Consider the following 18,552-nt stretch of genomic DNA (forward strand, 5'->3'; position numbering starts at 1 on the left):
CAGATGGTAGTGGTACTCGGTTTGTGCGTTGAACCCGACCTCCACCGTGCGCAGGCTATCGGCACCGGAAAGCTGTGCGTAGACCATCGCCAGCAACTGCTGCCAGCGACCAAATCCCTTGCTGTACTTGTCGGCCTCGCACCGCTCGACGGCGCGATCAAACACGCCACGCGGGAGATGCTTCGTCAGTGCATGGAATCGGCTTATGCTGAACATGTTGCGGGCCCCGGTTTTTGAGTTGGCGCTCGGGGGTGTACACCCCCAACCGTTGGCCCGCAACGCTTCTCGCTCCCATGGCTGGATTTATTCCGGACAGCAGTGAGCCTTCGCTGGATTGACGAGTAGGAAAATCGTGCGACTCGCCCGCCGACTGCGCCTGTCACGCGCCAAGCCGGGAGGCGGGAACGGGCGTGATAATCTTTGCGGCCACAGTCATCGCCGCAGAGGTTGCGCCATGTCGCAGGACCGCCGTTCGTTTTACCCCGAGATCGAGCCGTATGACCGCGGCATGCTCAAGGTCTCGGAACTGCACACGCTGTACTACGAGCAGAGCGGCAATCCGGACGGCAAGCCGGTGGTGTTCCTGCACGGTGGCCCAGGCGGCGGCACCAACCCGAAGTGCCGGCGTTTCTTCGACCCGAAGGTCTATCGCATCGTGCTGTTCGACCAGCGCGGCTGCGGCCAGTCCACGCCCCATGCGGAGCTTCGCGAGAACACCACCTGGGATCTGGTGGCCGACATCGAGCGCGTGCGCGAGCACCTGGGCATCGATCGCTGGCAGGTGTTCGGCGGTTCATGGGGCTCCACCCTGGCGCTTGCTTATGCGCAGAGCCATCCGGACAAGGTCACCGAGCTGGTGTTGCGCGGCATCTTCATGCTGCGTCGCTGGGAACTGGAATGGTTCTACCAGAAGGGCGCCGATGCGTTGTATCCGGATGCGTGGGAAACCTTCCTGAACGCGATTCCGGAAGTGGAGCGCGGCGACCTGATGAGTGCCTACCATCGCCGCCTGACCAGCGACGATCCGGCGGTGCGCGTCGCTGCGGCGCGGGCCTGGTCGGTGTGGGAAGGCTCGACCAGCTACCTGTACCAGGATCCGGCCAGCATCGGCTCGCATGACGAGGACGCGTTCGCGCTGGCCTTTGCCCGTATCGAATGCCATTACTTCGTCAACGGCGGTTTCTTCGAGCAGGCCGACCAGTTGCTGCGCAACGTGGATCGCATCCGCAAGATTCCCGCGGTGATCGTGCAGGGCCGTTACGACGTGGTGTGTCCGCTGCGCAGCGCGTGGGACCTGCATCGCGCGTGGCCGGAAGCAGACCTGCGCATCGTGCAGGACGCCGGCCATTCGGCGTTCGAGCCGGGCAACCTGCATGAATTGATCGAGGCGACGGATCGCTTCGGGCGGTGATGGGTTCAATCAGTCGCGGATAGTTGCTTGGTGCCGAAGATCTTGTCACCGGCATCGCCAAGGCCGGGCAGAATGTAGCCCTGCTCGTTGAGCCGTTCGTCGATCGAGGCGGTGTAGATCTCGATATCCGGGTGCGCCGCTTCGATGCGTTTGAGGCCTTCCGGTGCGGCGACCAGGAACAGGCCCTTGATGCGTGTGCAGCCGGCGGCCTTGAGCATGTCGACGGTGGCGATCAGGGTGCCGGCGGTGGCCAGCATCGGATCGACGATCAGCGCGATGCGTTCGTCCATGCGGCCGGTGAGTTTTTCGTAGTAGGCGACGGGTTGCAGCGTGTGTTCGTCGCGCTGCAGTCCGACCACGCCGACCTTGGCCGACGGGATCAACTCCAGCACGCCGGGCAGCATGCCGATGCCGGCGCGCAGGATCGGCACGATGGTGATCTTCTTGCCCTTGATGCGCTGCACGTCCACCGGGCCGGCCCAGCCTTCGATGGTCTGCTCGACCAGCTCAAGATCCTGGGTGGCTTCGTAGGTCAGCAGCGAGGCCACTTCCGAAGCCAGCTCGCGGAATTCCTTGGTGCTGATGCCGGCGCGGCGCATCAGGCCGAGCTTGTGGCGGATCAGTGGGTGGCGGACTTCGACGATTTTCATGGGCGGCTCGCATGCGTGGCTGCCCCAAAGCATAGCCGCAAAGAAAAGGGCGCCGCCAAGCTGGCGACGCCCTGGTGCTCATGACAGGCGGGCTCAGTGGCCCTTGAGGCAGCTGCTCATGAAGGTCTTGCGATCCGCACCCTTGAGCGCCTTGGTCTTGGCTTCGGCGTTACAGGTCTTCATCTTTTCGCGCTGGGCCATCTTGGCGCTGGACGCGGCCGGCTTGGCGGCGGGTGCGGCCGCCGCGCTGGTCGAGGCCGTGCTCTTGCCCTTCAGGCAGGCACTCATGAACGCCTTGTGCTCGGCCCCCTTCTTGCCCTTGGACTGGTGGCTGCAATCGGCCATGCGTTGCTGCTGCGGGGTGAGTGTCTTGGTGGCCGGAGCGGCGTAGGCGGTAACAGTGGCGAGTGCCAGCACGGCACTGGCGGCAAACAGGCTGAGTCGCATGGTCATGGTGCTTCCTCCTGAAGATGGACCGGCGGGCGCCGGCCGTCGCAGTTTATGCCTGTGCGATGGGCCAGCGGAAGCGGTCTTGTACGGGATCTGCGACCCATGTTCAGGAAGCGGAAACGTCGACGGCCCGGAGCATGGGCTCCGGGCCGCCGGTGGTTTGCCCGAGGGTGTCAGGCAGCCTTGCTTTCGGCCTTGCGCGGACCTTCCAGCAGGGCGTGGCGCACGTGGGCGACGATCAGGTCGACCTCGGCACTGGTGACGTTGAAGTGCGGGGTGAAACGCAGCGAATTGGCGCCGCCGTGGATCACGCCCACGCCGTGCTCGCGCAGGTACTCCTCGGTGGAGCCGGCGCCGTAGCACTTGAACTGCGGGGCCAGCTCGCACGAGAACAGCAGGCCGGTGCCCTGCACCTTGGTGATCAGGCCGCCCAGTTCGTCCTTCAGCGTGTTGAGCTTGTCGACGAACTCCTTGCCACGGGCACGGATGTTGGCGCGCACTTCATCGGAAAGCTGGTCGAGCGTGGCCAGCGCCACGTCCAGCGCGCGCGGGTTGGCGGTCATCGTGTTGCCGTAGATGCCCTTGCGATACAGCTCGGCGGTGCGTGCGCTCACGGCCAGCACCGACAGCGGATACTGGCCGGCGTTGAGCGCCTTGGAGAAGGTCTCCATGTCCGGCGCGGGCAGCTTCTCGAAACCGGGGTAGTCGGTGATCGACAACACGCCGTGGGCGCGCAGGCCGGCCTGGATCGAATCCACCAGCAGCAGCGAGCCGTGCGCCTCGGTGAGTTTGCGCGCCGCTTCGTAGAACGCCGGCGTCACCGCGCGACCCGGATCGCCTTCGCCCATCACCGGCTCCAGGAACATCGCCTCGATGAACCAGCCGTGCTTGTCGGCATCGGCGAACACGGCCTCGAGCTGGGCCACGTTGTAGGGCTCGACGGTAAGCACGCTGTCTTCGTGGCGGTAGCTGGCCAGGTATTGCTGGTAAGCCTTGCGCGAGGAATCGGAGTACAGCGCCGGACGGTCGGTGCGGCCGTGGAAGGCGCCCTTCACCGCCACGCGCTTGATCGTGCGGCCGGCATAGCGGCCACCGGCATCGGTCATCGCCTTGGCATTGACGTCGGCGATGCGGCAGGCCAGCGTCACCGACTCCGAGCCGGAGTTCAGGCACAGCTGGCGCGCGTACGGGTTGCCGCCACGGGTGCGGCCCAGTTCGCGGTTCAGCGCCTTGGTGAAGCGCAGCTGCGCCACGCTCGGCGTCATCACGTTGGCCATCACCTGCGGACGCGCCAGCGCGGCGTCGATGGCCGGGTTGTTGTGGCCGAAGCCGAGCATGCCGTAGCCGCCGTTGTCGTGCAGCACCGCGCCCTTCAGGGTGACGATCCACGGGCCGCGCGCGGCCGCCGGCAGGTACGGGTTGATCGCATCGTCCGGATAGAAATTGACGAAACCGGTCTGCGCCTGCGTCAACTGCTCGGCTTCATCCAGCTTCAGGAAGTCGGCCAGCTCGCTGCGCAATTCACGATGATGCGCCACGGCGGCACTCACGGCTTCGCCCAGCATGGGATCGACGGCAGCCATCCGCTCGATGGTGGCGTCGTCCAGGCCGGTGGTACGCGGCTTGCCGCCGAATTCGCGCAGCTCGCGCAACTGTTCGATCAAACCCATGGTTTCCTCCTCGAAATTCACCGGCGCCTCGCACCCAGCGCAAAGCAGGCCGATGTGTATCTGTGTGAGTGGCGGAGACCTTGGGTTGCCCGGCGCGTTTTGCGCTCGTGGATGGGCGGTCGGCGCACTCATGAACGTTGAGCATAACGCGCCGGACGGGGTGGCCGGTACCCCCGGCATGACGGCTGTCATCCACGATGGCTGACGTCGGGGACTGGGTGCAAGGTCTTGATCTGCTTACCTTGCAGTGCAAGGAGAGAACTGTCATGAATGAAGCATTCCCGCCCGTCGCGCGCCTTGCCGGGGCTGTCAAACACTACGATCGACTGGCCGCGCTGGACGGCGTCGACATCATGTTGCATCGCGGCGAATTGCTGGCGTTGCTGGGCCCGAATGGTGCCGGCAAGAGCACCAGTATCAGCCTGTTGCTCGGGTTGGTTCGCCCCGACGCGGGTTGCGCCGAACTGTTCGGCATGGACCCGCAGCGTATCGAGGCGCGTCGGCGTATCGGCGTGATGCTGCAGTCGGCGAACCTGCCGCCCACCTTGCGCGTGGGTGAAATGTTGCGGCTCACCGCCAGCTATTACCCGGATCCGCGACCACTGGCCGAAAGCGCCGAGCTGGCCGGCATCGGTGATCTGTTGAAGCGACCCTACGGCAAGCTTTCCGGCGGCCAGCAACGACGCGTGCAGTTCGCGCTGGCGCTGTGCGGGCGGCCCGAGCTGCTGTTCCTCGACGAGCCTACCGTGGGCATGGACATCGATGCCCGGCAGAAATTGTGGGCGGCGATGCGTGCGCTGATCGCCGAGGGCTGCTCGGTGGTGCTCACCACGCATTACCTGGAAGAGGCCGAGGCGCTGGCGCAACGCGTGGTGGTGCTGGGGCACGGGCGCGTGCTCAGCGAAGGCAGCGTGGACGAGCTGCGCGCGAAGGTGGCGTTGACCCGTATCCGCTGCGTCAGCGACCTCGATGCGGAAGCCGTGGCGCATTGGCCGCAGGTGGCGTCGGCGTCGTCCATCGACGGGCGGCTGCAGGTCGCCACCGCGGCGGCAGAGCACGTGGTGCGCCGCCTGCTCGATACCGATCCCGCCTTGCGTGAACTGGAGGTGCAACGCGCCGGCCTGGCCGAGGCATTCACCGAACTGACCCGTGCACCCACCCTGCAGGAGGCTGCGTGATGAATGCCGTGACCGTTCCCGTGGCCGCTTCGACGAAAGCGCCCGGCATGTCGCCGCGCCGCGCGTTGGGCGCCTATGTCGAGGAAGCCCGCAGCGAATGCCTGCGCTACATGCGGGCTCCCGGCTTCATGCTGCCGATCCTGCTGTTTCCTGGCATGTTCTACCTGTTGTTCGGCGTGGTGATGGGCAAGTCGGAGGGGGCCGATGCGGCGCGTTACCTGCTGGCCAGCTATAGCGTGTTCGGCGTGATGAGCCCCGGCCTGTTCGGCTTCGGCGTGTCGCTGGCAATTGAACGCGATGGTGGCCTGCTCACGCTGAAACGCGCGCTGCCCATGCCGCCCGGGGCCTACCTGCTGGGCAAGATGCTGATGGCGATGACCGTCGCCGCGGTGGTGGTGGGGGTGTTGCTGGCGATGGCGGCGGGGCTGGCGCACGTGGCGCTGGCCCCGCGGCAGGTCGCATTGCTGCTGCTCACCGGCGTGCTCGGCGTGCTGCCGTTCTGCGCGCTGGGCATGTTCGTGGGCACGCTGTTCAAGGGCCAGGCCGCGCCGGCCATGCTGCAACTGATCTACCTGCCGATGTCGTTCCTGTCCGGCCTGTGGTTCCCGCTGTCGATGATGCCCCGGGTGCTGCAGCAGATCGCGCCGGTGTGGCCGAGCTACCACCTGGACCGCCTGGCGTTGGCCGCGGTGGGCATGGGCCAGGATGCGGCGTGGCCGCACGTGCTGGTGCTGGTCGGATTCGCCGCGGTGTTCCTGCAGCTGGCGGCGCGGCGGCTGCGCCGGCACGGCTGAAGTGTTGCCTTGACTGGCGGTAGCATGCGGACATGAGCAACATGGATCACCGTTCCGGCAACACGCGATGGCCCGCCTGGCTGCGCCCGGCGCCGGGTTCTTCGGCGGCGGCGATGCGCGCCGCGGGCCATTCGCCGTGGTCCTACGCATGGAACCTGCTGTGGTCGTTCTGGGTGTTCCTCGGCCCCTTTTTCCAGCCCGTGGAAGCGGGCTTCTGGTGGTCGCTGGCGCTGGGCTATCCGCTGTTCCTGCTGATCTTCCTGCTTTCTTGGGTGCGGCCGGTCGCCGAGGTGGGCGGCTACGTCGGCGCGCTGGTGGTCCTGACCGCGCTGTCGATGCCGTGGAATCCCGCCGGGTGGACGTACGCGGTGTTCGCCTGCGCGATGGTGCCGTACCAGGGTTCGTGGCTGGCCAGCGCGACGAAGATGGCGGTCATCCAGGGCTTGCTGGTACTGGAGGGCATCTTCCTGCACTGGCCGTGGTACGCCTTCCTGATCCTGGTCGGCGTATGCACCAGTACCGGCGCTGGCGCGCTGGCGGGGCGCATCAACTGGGACAAGAACACCCGGCTGCGCCTGTCGCACGAGCAGATCCGCCAGTTGGCCGCCACCGCCGAGCGCGAGCGCATCGGCCGCGACCTGCACGACCTGCTCGGCCACACGTTGTCGCTGATCACGATGAAGCTGGAGCTGTCGCGCCGACTGCTTGATCGCGACCAGGCGGCGGCGCGGCGCGAACTGGCCGAAGCCGAGGAGGTGGCGCGCCATGCGTTGGCGGAAGTGCGCGCGGCGGTCACCGGCATCCGTGCCGCGGGCATCGCCGCCGAGCTGGCTTCGGCCGCGCTGTTGCTGCAGACCTCCGGCGTACAGCTCGACCAGCACCTGCAGGTCGCGAACCTTCCCGAATCGATCGAATGCACCTTGGCGCTGGTGTTGCGCGAGGCGTCCACGAACATCGCGCGGCATGCGCGTGCGACGCTGGCGCGGGTGTCGCTCACCCGCACCGGCGACAGCGTGCGGTTGTGCATCGAGGACAACGGCCACGGCGGCATCCGCGCCGCCGGCAACGGCCTGAGCGGGATGCGCGAGCGCGTGCAGGCGCTGGGCGGCCGCCTGGAACTGGATTCGCCGCCGGGCGGTGGTACGCGGCTGGAGATCGACGTGCCGCTGGCGGCGCCCGCCATCGTGCGGGACGTCGACATGCCGCGCGCCGGTACGCTGGCATCCGCACGGGTGCGGCACGCCACATGATGCCCGCCTTCCTCGCCCGCTGGTTCACCCCGGCGCCGGATTCCGGCGTGGCCGACGACCTTCGCTGCGGCAAGTCGCCGTGGGCCGACAGCGTGCACTTGCTGTGGTCGGTGTGGATCTTCGTCACGCCGTTGTTCGACCAGGGCACGGACGGCGGCTACACGCGGACCTGGTGGCTGCTCACACTGTCCAGCTACCCGGTGTTCCTGCTGTTGTTCGCCAGAATCCAGCTGGCGTCGCGGCGTACGACGCATTTCTACGCCTGGGCCATGGCGGCACTGTGCTTCGCGTTGTTGCGCTGGTACCCGAGCAGCCTCAGCTATTTCGTCTATGCCTGCGTGATGTTGAGCCATTGCCGGATGCCTCTGCGCGTCCGGCTGGCTCAGTTGCTGGCGCTCAACGCGATGTTCGCGGTGCTGGCATGGCGGGTCGGTTATCCGGTGGCCCTGCTGGTGGTGATCCCCGCCTCGGCGATGGGTGTCAGCGCCATCGTCATGGTCGAGAGCGTCTACAAGGAAAAGGACGCGGCGTTGCGCCTGTCGCAGGACGAGATCCGCCGGCTGGCGGTGTTGGCCGAGCGCGAGCGCATCGGCCGTGACCTGCACGACCTGCTCGGCCACACGCTATCGCTGGTCACGTTGAAATCCGAGCTGGCGCGCAAGCTGGCGCTGGTCGACCCGCCGCGCGCGCAGCGCGAGATGGAAGAAGTCGAGCGCGTCTCGCGCCACGCACTGACCGAGGTGCGCGCGGCGGTCACCGGCATGCGCCGCAGCGATCTCGCTGCCGAACTGGTCTCCGCACGGCTGATGCTGGAAGCCTCGAACATCGCGTTCGGTGCCGACGCGCCGGCGACGTGCGAGCTGCCGCCGGACGCCGAGGCCTCGCTGGCGCTGGTGCTGCGCGAGGCCGTCACCAACATCCATCGCCACGCGCGCGCCACGGCGGCGCGGGTGGATTTCTCCAGCAGCCCGGAAGGCTTCCACATGCGCATCAGCGACAACGGACGCGGTGGTCTCGCCGCCCATGGCAACGGCATCAGCGGCATGCGCGAGCGCGTGCGCGCCCTGGGTGGCACACTCACCATCGATTCGCCCGCGCGGCGCGGCACTGCACTCGACGTGGCCATACCGCTGCAGCGTTCGCCGAAGTCCGTCGAGCGCGATGCGCCGGTCGCATCGATGGCGCTGTCGGGTCCGGGGGGCGTCGCATGATCCGCGTATTGCTGGCGGAGGACCAGGCGATGGTGCGCGGTGCGCTGTCCGCGCTGCTCAACCTGGAATCCGACATCGAGGTGCTCGGCTCCGCCGCGGACGGCGAGGAAGCCTGGCGCGAACTGCAAAGGCTGAAGCCCGACGTGCTGGTCACCGACATCGAGATGCCCGGCCTGACCGGGCTGGAGCTGGCGCAGCGCATCCAGCGCCACGACGAGTTGCCGGTGAAGGTCATCATCGTCACCACCTTCGCACGCCCCGGCTTCCTGCGTCGCGCGCTGGACGCGGGTGTATCCGGTTACCTGCTCAAGGACGCGCCGGCGGAGAACCTGGCTGAGGCCTTGCGTACCGTGCACCGCGGCGGCCGCGCGATCGATCCGCAGCTGGCGCTGGAAGCCTGGTCGGAAGCCGATCCGTTGAACGATCGTGAACGCCAGGTACTGCGTCTGGCCGGCGAAGGGCAGTCGGCCAACGATATCGCCACGCAGCTCAGCCTGTCCCACGGCACCGTGCGCAATTACCTGTCCGAGGCGATTGGCAAACTCGGGGCAGCCAACCGCATCGAGGCGTATCGATTGGCAAGGCAGAAAGGCTGGCTATAGGCGCTGTCCTGGTTCGCGCAACATGTGCGAGTGCCGGCGGCGGCCGTGTTTTCACGAAGCCGGTTCGCCGGCCTGGTGATCCGCTGCCGTCACCCATTCGCCACGTCGGGCGATTCGCTTGGCGGTCCACCCCATCGCTGCGGCACGCACCAGCATGAAACCGAGGAAAGCCAGCCACAGGCCGTGGTTGCCCCATGGGCGAAGGCCGGCTGCCAGCAGCGCGAAGGCGATGCCGGCGATCAGCATGCTGTCGCGCATTTCACGAGCGCGACTGGCGCCGACGAACAGGCCATCGAGCAGATAACTGCCTACGGCCACCAGCGGCAATGCGGCAAGATAAGGCAGGTATGGGTAGGCGAGGCTGCGCACCTTGGCGATGTCGGTTTGCAGGTCGATGAAAACCTTTCCGAACAGCGCGAAGAACATTGCGAACAGCACGCCGCCAAGCAGCGACCAGCCACCCGCGACCACCAGCGCTCGGCGCAGTGCCACCGGGTCGCCACGCCCCAGCGCGTGACCGGTCAGTGCCTCGATGGCGTTGGCCAGGCCATCCAGCGCAAACGAAGCCACCAGCAAGCCGTTGAGCAGCAGCGCATTGGCGGCAACCATGCCGTCGCCCAGGCGCGCGCCCAGCACGGTCACCGCAAAGAACACGCCCTGCAGCACCAGGCTGCGGATCAGGATGTCGCGGTTGACTGCCAGCAACGGCTGCCAGCTTTTCCACCGACCCATGACGGAGGCGTGCAGCCGGCCCGGATAACGACGCAGTTGCCCTGATACACCAAGCAGGCCGACCAGCGCGCCGGTCCATTCGCCGATGACCGAGGCCAGGGCAATGCCGCCCACCCCGCGGTGCAGGCCCAGCACCAGGATCAGGTTGAAGGCGATATTGACCGCGTTGGTGATCACCGTGACGCGCAGCGCCATACCGGCGTTCTGCATGCCCAGGTACCAGCCGACGAGTGCATAACCGAGCAGCGCCGCCGGCAGGCCGGCCAGGCGAACGTGCAGATAAGTGACGGTGAAACCATCCAGTCCGGCCGAAGGTTTCATCAGCTCCAGCACACTGGGCAGCAGTGGCAGTGCCAGCAGCAGGATGACGCTGGCCAAGGCGCCCGCAAGCAGCAGCGCCTGCAACAGCACGCGACGCAGCGTGTCGCCGTCGGTGCGACCTGCGGCCTGCGCGGCGAAGCCGATCGTGCCCATGCGCAGGAACCCGCAAATCAATACCGGCAAGCTGTACACCGCACTGCCGACGGCCACGGCGCCAAGCTGCTCGGCGTGCGGCAGATGGCCGGCCACGATGCTGTCGACCAGCGACACCAGCGGTACCGTCAGGTTGGAGGCGATCATCGGGCCGGCCAGCCGCCATACCTGACGGTGCGTGGGCCGGTGAAGCCAGTCGCGCTGCAGTGATTGCATGGAAAAACCGTTGCCCGGGTCGCGGCATTCTCCCATCCGCCGTGCATCGCTGCCCATGCGGGCGAGTGCGCGGAGGGTGCCAGCGGTCGGTGGCTGCGGGATAATGCGCGCCTGCCCGTAGGTCGCGGGCGCCCCTTGAGCCGATCTTGAAGAAGTCCGATTTCAATTTTGATTTACCGCCCGAGCTGATCGCCCAGGCACCGTTGCCGGAACGCTCGGCCAGCCGCCTGCTGCTGCTGGATGCCGCCGCGGCGAAGCGGCAAGATCGCATGTTCCGCGAGCTGCCGGAGTTCCTGAATCCGGGCGATCTGCTGGTGTTCAACGACACGCGGGTATTGCCGGCGCGCCTGTACGGCCGCAAGGACACCGGCGGCGCGGTGGAAATCCTGATCGAGCGGGTTACCGGCGCCCACGAGGCGGTAGTGCAATTGGGCGTCAGCAAGAAGCCGAAGGAGGGCGGCCGGATCGAGCTGGCCGACGGCAGCCACGCCACCGTGCTGGGGCGCGACGAGGGCTTCTTCCGGCTGCGCTTCGAATCGCCGGAGTCGCTGGAACGGCTGCTGCTGAAGCTCGGCGAGATGCCGCTGCCGCCGTATATCGAGCGGGCCGCCGATGCCAGCGACATGGAGCGCTACCAGACCGTCTACGCGCGTGAGCCCGGCGCGGTGGCCGCGCCCACGGCGGGGCTGCATTTCGACGAAGCCCTGCTGGCCAAACTGCATGAACGCGGCGTGGATTTCGGCTATGTGACGTTGCATGTGGGCGCCGGCACCTTCCAGCCGGTGCGGGCGGACGACATCAGCGACCACCACATGCACAGCGAATGGCTGAACGTGGGGGCGGGCCTGATCGAGCAGATCCACCGCACCCGCGCCGCGGGTGGCCGGGTGATCGCGGTGGGCACCACGGTGGTGCGCGCGCTGGAAAGTGCCACTGCCGAAGGGCAAATGCGCCCGTTTGCCGGCGAAACGCGGATCTTCATCTTCCCGGGTTACAAGATCACCAGCATCGACGGCCTGATCACCAATTTCCACCTGCCCCAATCGACCCTGCTGATGCTGGTCTCGGCGCTGGCCGGTCGCGATTACATGCTGGATGCGTACCGTCACGCGGTGGAGCAGCGCTATCGCTTCTTCTCGTATGGCGATGCGATGCTGATTTTGCCCCAAGGCGCCTGAAACTTTCCCTCTCTCCTGCGTGGAGAGGGCAGGGTGAGGGGCGGGTGCTCGCGGAAGCGCTCCAAAGGAGAGCGTCGGCGCAAGATTGGCCCCTCACCCCAACCCTCTCCCCGGAGGGGAGAGGGAGACAGTCGTGCGACCTGCGATAATGGGGGAATGACTTCCCTCAAATTCGACCTTCTCGCCACTGACGGCGCGGCGCGCCGTGGCCGCCTGAATTTTCCCCGCGGCACGGTGGAGACGCCGGCGTTCATGCCGGTGGGCACTTATGGTTCGGTGAAGGCGATGACGCCGCGCGACATCACCGATATCGGCGCCGAGATCATTCTTGGCAACACCTTCCACCTGTTCCTGCGCCCCGGGCTGGACATCGTCGGGAAATTCGGCGGGCTGCACCGCTTCATCGGCTGGGACAAGCCCATCCTCACCGATTCGGGCGGTTTCCAGGTGTTCTCGCTAGCGCACAAGCGCAAGCTGACCGAGGAAGGCGTGACCTTCGCCTCGCCGGTGGACGGTTCGAAGGTGTTCCTGTCGCCCGAAGTGTCGATGAAGATCCAGACCGTACTGGACTCGGACATCGCGATGATCTTCGACGAGTGCACGCCGTACCTGGTCGATGGCGCGCCGGCGACGCAGAAGCTGGCCGCGGATTCGATGGAGCTCAGCCTGCGCTGGGCCGCGCGTTCGCGCCAGGCTTTCAATGAACTGGGCAATCCCAACAACCTGTTCGGCATCGTGCAGGGCGGTGTCTACGAGCCGCTGCGGCGGCGCTCGGCCGAGGGGCTGGTCGACATCGGCTTCGACGGTTATGCGGTGGGCGGCCTGGCCGTGGGCGAGCCGGAGGAAGAGCGCAATCGCACGCTGGATTTCACCCTGCCGATGCTGCCGGCGGACAAGCCGCGCTACCTGATGGGCGTGGGCCGGCCCGAGGACATCGTCGAGGCGGTGCGCCGTGGCGTCGACATGTTCGATTGCGTGATGCCTACCCGCAACGCGCGGAATGGCTTCCTGTTCGTGCCGGAAGGCACGTTACGCATACGTAACGCGAAATTCGCCGACGATACGCGGGTGATCGAGGAAGGCTGCGACTGCTACGCCTGTGCCAACGGTTTCAGCCGGGCCTATCTGCGCCACCTCGACCGCTGCAACGAGATCCTGGCCAGCCAGCTGGCCACCATGCACAACCTCCGGCATTACCAGCGGCTGATGGCCGGCTTGCGCGAGGCGATTGCCGCGGGCAAGCTGGACGACTTCGTTGCCGCGTTTTATGCGCGGCGGGCGGGTTCCGTGACCGTTTAGGCATGGCAGCAGGGAACCCGCGGGGGCTGTCGGGGTTCCCACTTGTATCGGTGCCGGTGCGCCCCGATACCGGACGAACGTGACCGTGCATGTCGATTGGCGCAGTGCATGGCTTGGGGGGGCGTGGCATAATCCACGGTCTTTTACCGGCTGCCCGGCAGAAAATCCTGCCGGCTCCATAACTTGCGAGACAAGCTGATGAGTCTTTCGTTGCCCTTCGTGATCGCCCAGGCCGCACCCGCCGGTGCCGCTGGCGGTGGTGTGTCCATGATCATCTTCATGGTGGTGATCTTCGGCGCCATGTATTTCATGATGATCCGCCCGCAAACCAAGCGGCAGAAGGAGCATCGCGCGATGGTCGCAGCCCTGGCCAAGGGCGACGAGGTGGTGACCAACGGCGGTATCGCCGGTCGCGTGGACGAGGTGGGCGAATCGTTCATCACCGTCGAGATCGCGGCGAACGTGAAGATCAAGGTGCAGAAGGGGGCGGTGTCGCAGGTACTCCCCAAGGGCACGCTGAAGTCGGCCTGAGACAAAGGTTGCCCACGGATCGGGCTTTCATTGTGAAACGCGGCCAGGACGGCCGCCTCCTGACTTTAGCGGCCACGGACGGTTGCCCAGGGATTTCCCAGACATGAGTGATTTTCCACGCTGGAAGTACGCGCTGGTCGCCATTGCGATGGTGCTCGGCATTCTTTACGCGCTGCCCAATGCATTTGTGCCGTTGTCGGCCGTGCAGGTCGCTGCCACGCACAACGCCCCGGTCGACGCGGCGCTGGAGCAGAAGATTGTCGCCGAGTTGCAGAAAGACAAGATCGCCTACCAGAACATCACCCTTCGGCACGACAAGGCCAAGGGCGACAACATCCTGATCGGCTTTGCCAACGGCGACCTGCAGAAGAGCGCGGCCGATGCGTTGAAGCCGGTGCTGGGTGATGACTACACCGCGGCGTTCAACCTCGAATCCACCGTGCCGCACTGGCTGCAGGCGATTGGCGCGCGTTCGATGCCGCTGGGCCTGGACCTGCAGGGCGGTGTGCACTTCCTGATGCGGGTCGATCAGAGCGACGTGGTCGACAAGCAGGAGGTGCGCTACACCGAGGACATCACCGCGCTGCTGCGGGAAAAGAAGATCCACTACACCTCGGTTACGCGCAACAGCGTGCATGGCAAGGGTGTGGTCGTGGTGCTGCCCACGGAGGCCGACCGCAAGGCCGCTTCCGACGAGATCGCCACCAGCTTCCCCGACCTCGATGTCACCAATGGCCCCAATACGGGCGACCGCTATGTGCTCAACGCGGTGGTGAAACCCGACAAGCTGCGCGAGCTGGCGCAGAACACCATCAAGGAAAACCTTGGCACGCTGCGTAACCGCATCAATCAGCTGGGCGTGTCCGAGCCGCTGATCCAGGCGCAGGGCGACAACCAGATCGTGGTCGAGCTGGCCGGTGTGCAGGATCCGACCGAAGCCAAGCGCGTGATCGGTGCCGTGGCCACGCTGGAATACGTCGCCGGCCTCGGTGGCCCCGGCGACCCGGCCACCCAGGATGCCGCGCGTACCGGCAACATCCCGCCGAACGCGCACCTGTACTACGGCAGCCATGGCGAGCCGTACCTGGTCAGCAAGCGCATCATCGTCAGCGGCGATGAACTGGTGGATGCCTCGTCAGGCAGCGACCCGGACAATGGCTCGCCCAGCGTCAACGTGTCGTTGAACTCGGTGGGCGCCAAGAAGATGCTCGACTTCACCCGCGACAACGTCGGCAAGCCGATGGCGGTGGTTTACGTGGAGCGCGTCACCAACACCAAGATGGTCGACGGCAAGGAAGTCATCACGCCGAAGATCACCTACAAGGTGATCAACTACGCCACCATCCAGGGCGTGTTCGGCAGCAAGTTCCAGACCAACGGCCTGTCCAGTCCGAAGGAAGCTTCCGAGCTGGCGCTGCTGCTGAAGGGCGGCTCGCTTGCCGCGCCGATGGACATCGTGGGGCAGAGCGTGATCGGTCCCAGCATGGGCAAGCAGAACATCAGCAAGGGTCTGGACGCGGTGCTGCTGGGTCTGGCGCTGGTGCTGATCAGTGCGGCGATCTACTACAAGCTGTTCGGCCTGGTGGCCGATATCGCGCTGTTCTTCAACCTGGTGATCCTGATCGCGGTGATGTCGATGATCGGCGTGACCCTGACCATGCCGGGCATTGCCGGTATCGTGCTGACGCTGGGCATGGCGATCGACGCGAACGTGCTGATCTGCGAACGCGTGCGAGAGGAATTGCGCAACGGCTCCACGCCGCTGGCCTCGATCCGCGCCGGCTACGAGAAGGCGTGGTCGACCATTCTCGACGCCAACGTCACCCACCTGATCGCCGCGCTGGCACTGACCACGATGGGCTCGGGCGCGATCCGCGGCTTCGGCGTGACCTTGCTGATCGGTATTCTTACCTCGCTGTTCACCTCGGTGACGATGACGCATGCGATCACCGCGCTGCTGCATGGCGGTCGCAAGAAGCTCAAGACACTTTCGGTATAACGGGGAAGCGGACGCTATGGAAATTTTCAATCACAACAGCAATATCCACTTCCTCGGCCTGCGCAAGTTCAGCGTCGGACTGGCTGTGTTGCTGGTCGTCGCATCGATCGCATTGCTCGTTACCAAAGGCCTCAACTACGGTCTGGACTTCACTGGTGGCGTATCGATCGAGGCGCATTACACGCAGGCGGTCGATACCAATGGCGTGCGCGACACGTTGATCAAGGGCGGTATCGAGGACCCGGTAGTGCAAAGCCTGGGCGGCACCCGCCAGGTACTGATCCGCTTCCAGCCCAAGGACGACACGCACAACCCGCCGAAAGACGGCAAGGTCAATCTCGACCTGGTCGCTGCCGATGTCAGCAAGGCCTTGCAGGCGGTGCGGCCGGACGCCAAGGTGGTCAGCCGCAGTTACGCCAGCCCGCAGGTCGGTGCCGAGTTGCGCAGCAGCGGCATCGTGGCGGCGATCTTCGTGATCGTCGGCATTGGCCTGTACTTGTGGATCCGATTCGAACGCCGCTTCGCGGTCGCCGCACTGGTGACCGAAGTGCATGACGTGCTGGTGACGCTGGGTGTGCTCGCGCTGTTCCAGCGCGAGTTCGACATGACTGCGTTGGCTGCGGTGCTGGCGGTGATCGGTTACTCGATCAACGACAAGGTGGTGGTGTTCGACCGTATCCGCGAGCTGTTCCGGCTGGCGCGCAAGGCCGAGCCGGAGGAAATCCTCAACCGCTCGATCAACAGCACGCTGTCGCGAACCATCATCACCTCGTTGTTCACCGGTATCGCGATGGGGGCACTGTTCTTCTTCGGCGGTCCAAGCGTGCACGTCTTCGCGGTGACCATGTTGATCGGCATCGTGGTGGGTACGTTGTCGTCGATCTTCGTGGCCAGCCCGATCCTGTTGTGGCTGGGCGTGTCGAAGAAAGACCTGATGCCGGTGACCAAGGAAAACCCGGAGCTTGCAAGAAGGCCTTGAGCCAGCATCGCCCGCAAAACGGGCGATGATGCCCGATGGGTGGGTGAGGCAGCCCTCCGAAACGAAAAACGGCCCGGTCTCACACCGGGCCGTTTTCTTTTGCTTGTCCGCCCACGACGCGCGCGTGCAGGAGGCCGCTGGCGGGCGATGCTCTCTGGCACGCTGCAAAAGCATCGCCCGCCAGCGGGCTCCTACGCGTGGGACAAGTCGGCTTCCAGCTCGGCCAGTCGCTGCGGCGTGCCTACATCGGTCCAGTCGCCGCGATAGTGGCTGCCGCCGAGTGCGTTCACCGCCATCGCCGCTTCCAGCAACGGTCGCAGTTTGAAGCGTGGCGGTTTCGCATCCGCACCTGCGGCATGGCCCACGGTTTCAAGCCAGCCGTCCAGCAGCTCGCGGCGAAATACGCCGATGCCGCTGTAGGTCAGTCGGGGGGCGCCGTCATCGTGCAATTGACCCTGCTCATCCAGCCGGAAATCACCGTTCGGATGATGGGCCGGGTTGTCGACCATGACCAGGTGCGCCCGTCCCGTCGGCTCGGCGGGCAGGGTGGTCAGGTCCAGGTCGCACCAGATATCGCCATTGATGGCCAGGAACGGTTCGTGCCCCAGCAACGGCAGCGCGTTCAACATGCCACCACCGGTTTCCAGTGGAACCGGACCTTCGTAGGCATAGCGGATGCGCAGGCCCCAGCGCGAGCCGTCACTCAGCGCTTCGGGAAACTGTTCGGCCAGGTGCGAGGTGTTGATCACCACGTAGTTCACGCCTGCCGCGGCGAGTCGTTCCAGATGCCACTCGATCAGCGGTTTGCCACCTGCCGACAGCAGCGGTTTGGGCGTGCGTTCAGTGAGCGGGCGCATGCGCTCGCCAAGGCCGGCGGCGAAGATCAGCGCGTGCCTCATGCGCCGGCGGCCTGGGTCAGGTCGCGGCCTTTGGCGTGGCGTTCGAGCAACGCGACGAAGTCGGCCAGTTCCGGATAGCTGCGCGCCACCGACACCACGTAGTGGTAGACCGTGGGCACGTCGGCGAGATAACCGGGTTTGCCGTCGCGATACCACAGCCGATAGAACTGCCCCAGCACGCGCACGTGGCGATGCAAGCCGGTGAGGTCGAACCAGCGCAGGAAACGCTTCGGGTCGACAGCGGTGCCGATCACGCCGGCGTCCAGCAGTCGCTGCCGATAGGTTTCAACCCAGCCTTCCACGCGTTCACGCGGCCAGACGATGTAGGCATCGCGCAGCAGCGAGGCGAGGTCGTAGGTGACGGGGCCGGCCAGCGCACCCTGGAAATCCACGATGCCGGGCGTGTTGTGTTCGACGATCAGCAGGTTGCGGCTGTGGAAATCGCGGTGCACGAACACGCGTGGCTGTTCCAGCACGTTGCGGATGATCACGTCGAAGGCCGCCTCCAGCACGTCCCATTCGGCGCAATCGGGCGTGTGGCCCAGATGCCGTTGCAGGAACCATTCCGGCATCGTCTCCAGCCCGCGCACCAGCATGGCGTGATCGAAGGGTGGCAGCTCGTCGCAGGACACCTGCGTCTGCATGCGCAACAGCGCGTCCATCGCGTCGTCGTAAAGCCGGTCCGCGCTGGCGTCGTTCAATGCGGGAAGGTACAGCCGCGAACCGAGATCCTCGATCAGCAGGAAGCCCTGCACGAGATCGGTGGCTTGCACCGCCGGCACGTGCAGGCCGGCGGCGGCGAGTCGCTCGCCGATGGCCAGCCACGGGCGTGGATCTTCCTGCGCCGGCGGCGAATCCATCACGATCCAGCTTTTGCCGTCGTGCCGGGTACGCCAGTAGCTGCGGAAACTGGCGTCGGCCGAGGCGGGCTCCAGCACGAGCGAATCGTCGCCAAGGGTGGCGCGGGTCCAGGCGAGGCGGGCGGTGGTGCGATCGGGCAATGGGGGCATGGCTAAGCTGGCATCGAAC

The 18,552-nt window shown here is 66.0% G+C and carries 18 protein-coding genes; 11 read left to right on the plus strand and 7 right to left on the minus strand.

The window, feature by feature from the left end; all coding sequences use genetic code 11:
• The coding region (locus BMY90_RS12735) for a DUF4372 domain-containing protein (protein ID WP_139201745.1) at positions 1–216 on the minus strand (216 nt) is incomplete at its 3' end.
• Between the two features lie 238 nt (positions 217–454).
• Here BMY90_RS12735 and pip point away from each other — a divergent pair.
• Positions 455–1,411 (plus strand): prolyl aminopeptidase, encoded by a 957-nt coding sequence (pip, locus tag BMY90_RS12740; protein WP_092704452.1) that lies wholly within the window; start codon positions 455–457, stop codon positions 1,409–1,411.
• Between the two features lie 5 nt (positions 1,412–1,416).
• On the opposite strand, the gene upp is transcribed toward pip, so the two are convergent.
• From upp to BMY90_RS12755, 3 genes are all read right to left on the minus strand, one after another.
• Positions 1,417–2,061, minus strand: a complete 645-nt coding sequence (gene upp / locus BMY90_RS12745) for a uracil phosphoribosyltransferase (protein WP_008211817.1) — start codon at positions 2,059–2,061, stop codon at positions 1,417–1,419.
• A 93-nt stretch (positions 2,062–2,154) separates the two neighbouring features.
• Complete coding sequence (locus tag BMY90_RS12750) at positions 2,155–2,514, minus strand: PsiF family protein (protein WP_008211815.1); 360 nt, start codon at positions 2,512–2,514, stop codon at positions 2,155–2,157.
• Positions 2,515–2,684: 170 nt separating this feature from the next.
• The gene (locus BMY90_RS12755) at positions 2,685–4,181 is read right to left on the minus strand and encodes an aminotransferase class III-fold pyridoxal phosphate-dependent enzyme (protein WP_092704557.1); all 1,497 of its coding nucleotides are present in this window, start codon (positions 4,179–4,181) and stop codon (positions 2,685–2,687) included.
• A gap of 266 nt (positions 4,182–4,447) precedes the next feature.
• Here BMY90_RS12755 and BMY90_RS12760 point away from each other — a divergent pair, with 266 nt between their 5' ends.
• The 5 genes from BMY90_RS12760 to BMY90_RS12780 are packed head-to-tail and all read left to right on the plus strand — an operon-like array spanning position 4,448 to position 9,216.
• The gene (locus BMY90_RS12760) at positions 4,448–5,359 is read left to right on the plus strand and encodes an ABC transporter ATP-binding protein (protein WP_092704454.1); all 912 of its coding nucleotides are present in this window, start codon (positions 4,448–4,450) and stop codon (positions 5,357–5,359) included.
• Entirely contained in the window at positions 5,359–6,153 is a 795-nt protein-coding gene (locus tag BMY90_RS12765) for an ABC transporter permease (protein WP_092704456.1), read from the plus strand. The genes BMY90_RS12760 and BMY90_RS12765 overlap by 1 nt, the downstream gene beginning before the upstream one ends.
• 41 nt (positions 6,154–6,194) lie before the next feature.
• Positions 6,195–7,403 (plus strand): sensor histidine kinase, encoded by a 1,209-nt coding sequence (locus tag BMY90_RS12770; protein WP_037102001.1) that lies wholly within the window; start codon positions 6,195–6,197, stop codon positions 7,401–7,403.
• A complete protein-coding gene (locus BMY90_RS12775) occupies positions 7,400–8,614 on the plus strand; it encodes a sensor histidine kinase (protein WP_092704458.1) in 1,215 nt (404 codons plus the stop codon). The genes BMY90_RS12770 and BMY90_RS12775 overlap by 4 nt, the downstream gene beginning before the upstream one ends.
• Complete coding sequence (locus BMY90_RS12780; RefSeq protein WP_008209409.1) at positions 8,611–9,216, plus strand: response regulator transcription factor; 606 nt, start codon at positions 8,611–8,613, stop codon at positions 9,214–9,216. Before BMY90_RS12775 ends, BMY90_RS12780 begins: the two co-directional genes overlap by 4 nt.
• 51 nt (positions 9,217–9,267) lie before the next feature.
• Here BMY90_RS12780 and BMY90_RS12785 read toward each other — a convergent pair whose 3' ends face one another.
• On the minus strand, positions 9,268–10,638 hold the full coding sequence (locus BMY90_RS12785; protein ID WP_037098862.1) for an MATE family efflux transporter: 1,371 nt from the start codon (positions 10,636–10,638) through the stop codon (positions 9,268–9,270).
• A 146-nt stretch (positions 10,639–10,784) separates the two neighbouring features.
• Here BMY90_RS12785 and queA point away from each other — a divergent pair, with 146 nt between their 5' ends.
• From queA to secF, 5 genes are all read left to right on the plus strand, one after another.
• Positions 10,785–11,816, plus strand: a complete 1,032-nt coding sequence (gene queA / locus BMY90_RS12790; protein WP_092704460.1) for a tRNA preQ1(34) S-adenosylmethionine ribosyltransferase-isomerase QueA — start codon at positions 10,785–10,787, stop codon at positions 11,814–11,816.
• Positions 11,817–11,972: 156 nt separating this feature from the next.
• A complete protein-coding gene (tgt, locus tag BMY90_RS12795; RefSeq protein ID WP_092704462.1) occupies positions 11,973–13,115 on the plus strand; it encodes a tRNA guanosine(34) transglycosylase Tgt in 1,143 nt (380 codons plus the stop codon).
• Between the two features lie 198 nt (positions 13,116–13,313).
• Positions 13,314–13,646 carry a preprotein translocase subunit YajC gene (gene yajC, locus BMY90_RS12800; protein WP_008209404.1) on the plus strand — a complete coding sequence of 111 codons (333 nt, stop codon included), beginning with the start codon at positions 13,314–13,316 and terminating at the stop codon, positions 13,644–13,646.
• A gap of 103 nt (positions 13,647–13,749) precedes the next feature.
• Positions 13,750–15,645 (plus strand): protein translocase subunit SecD, encoded by a 1,896-nt coding sequence (gene secD / locus BMY90_RS12805; protein ID WP_092704464.1) that lies wholly within the window; start codon positions 13,750–13,752, stop codon positions 15,643–15,645.
• 16 nt (positions 15,646–15,661) lie between these two features.
• Complete coding sequence (gene secF, locus BMY90_RS12810; protein WP_092704466.1) at positions 15,662–16,624, plus strand: protein translocase subunit SecF; 963 nt, start codon at positions 15,662–15,664, stop codon at positions 16,622–16,624.
• A gap of 191 nt (positions 16,625–16,815) precedes the next feature.
• On the opposite strand, the gene murU is transcribed toward secF, so the two are convergent.
• Together murU and BMY90_RS12820 are read right to left on the minus strand one after the other, a co-directional pair.
• Positions 16,816–17,523, minus strand: a complete 708-nt coding sequence (gene murU / locus BMY90_RS12815; protein WP_092704468.1) for an N-acetylmuramate alpha-1-phosphate uridylyltransferase MurU — start codon at positions 17,521–17,523, stop codon at positions 16,816–16,818.
• Positions 17,520–18,533, minus strand: a complete 1,014-nt coding sequence (locus tag BMY90_RS12820) for an aminoglycoside phosphotransferase family protein (protein WP_008209393.1) — start codon at positions 18,531–18,533, stop codon at positions 17,520–17,522. Before BMY90_RS12820 ends, murU begins: the two co-directional genes overlap by 4 nt.
• Positions 18,534–18,552 lie beyond the last annotated feature (19 nt).

The organism is Rhodanobacter glycinis, assembly GCF_900114325.1.
GTDB lineage: Bacteria > Pseudomonadota > Gammaproteobacteria > Xanthomonadales > Rhodanobacteraceae > Rhodanobacter_A > Rhodanobacter_A glycinis.

Coding starts and splice junctions, on each gene's coding strand:
- pip (WP_092704452.1), top strand. CDS start 455: ATGTCGCAGGACCGCCGTTCGTTTTACCCCGAGATCGAGCCGTATGAC.
- upp (WP_008211817.1), bottom strand. CDS start 2,061: ATGAAAATCGTCGAAGTCCGCCACCCACTGATCCGCCACAAGCTCGGC.
- BMY90_RS12750 (WP_008211815.1), bottom strand. CDS start 2,514: ATGACCATGCGACTCAGCCTGTTTGCCGCCAGTGCCGTGCTGGCACTC.
- BMY90_RS12755 (WP_092704557.1), bottom strand. CDS start 4,181: ATGGGTTTGATCGAACAGTTGCGCGAGCTGCGCGAATTCGGCGGCAAG.
- BMY90_RS12760 (WP_092704454.1), top strand. CDS start 4,448: ATGAATGAAGCATTCCCGCCCGTCGCGCGCCTTGCCGGGGCTGTCAAA.
- BMY90_RS12765 (WP_092704456.1), top strand. CDS start 5,359: ATGAATGCCGTGACCGTTCCCGTGGCCGCTTCGACGAAAGCGCCCGGC.
- BMY90_RS12770 (WP_037102001.1), top strand. CDS start 6,195: ATGGATCACCGTTCCGGCAACACGCGATGGCCCGCCTGGCTGCGCCCG.
- BMY90_RS12775 (WP_092704458.1), top strand. CDS start 7,400: ATGATGCCCGCCTTCCTCGCCCGCTGGTTCACCCCGGCGCCGGATTCC.
- BMY90_RS12780 (WP_008209409.1), top strand. CDS start 8,611: ATGATCCGCGTATTGCTGGCGGAGGACCAGGCGATGGTGCGCGGTGCG.
- BMY90_RS12785 (WP_037098862.1), bottom strand. CDS start 10,638: ATGCAATCACTGCAGCGCGACTGGCTTCACCGGCCCACGCACCGTCAG.
- tgt (WP_092704462.1), top strand. CDS start 11,973: ATGACTTCCCTCAAATTCGACCTTCTCGCCACTGACGGCGCGGCGCGC.
- yajC (WP_008209404.1), top strand. CDS start 13,314: ATGAGTCTTTCGTTGCCCTTCGTGATCGCCCAGGCCGCACCCGCCGGT.
- secD (WP_092704464.1), top strand. CDS start 13,750: ATGAGTGATTTTCCACGCTGGAAGTACGCGCTGGTCGCCATTGCGATG.
- secF (WP_092704466.1), top strand. CDS start 15,662: ATGGAAATTTTCAATCACAACAGCAATATCCACTTCCTCGGCCTGCGC.
- murU (WP_092704468.1), bottom strand. CDS start 17,523: ATGAGGCACGCGCTGATCTTCGCCGCCGGCCTTGGCGAGCGCATGCGC.
- BMY90_RS12820 (WP_008209393.1), bottom strand. CDS start 18,533: ATGCCCCCATTGCCCGATCGCACCACCGCCCGCCTCGCCTGGACCCGC.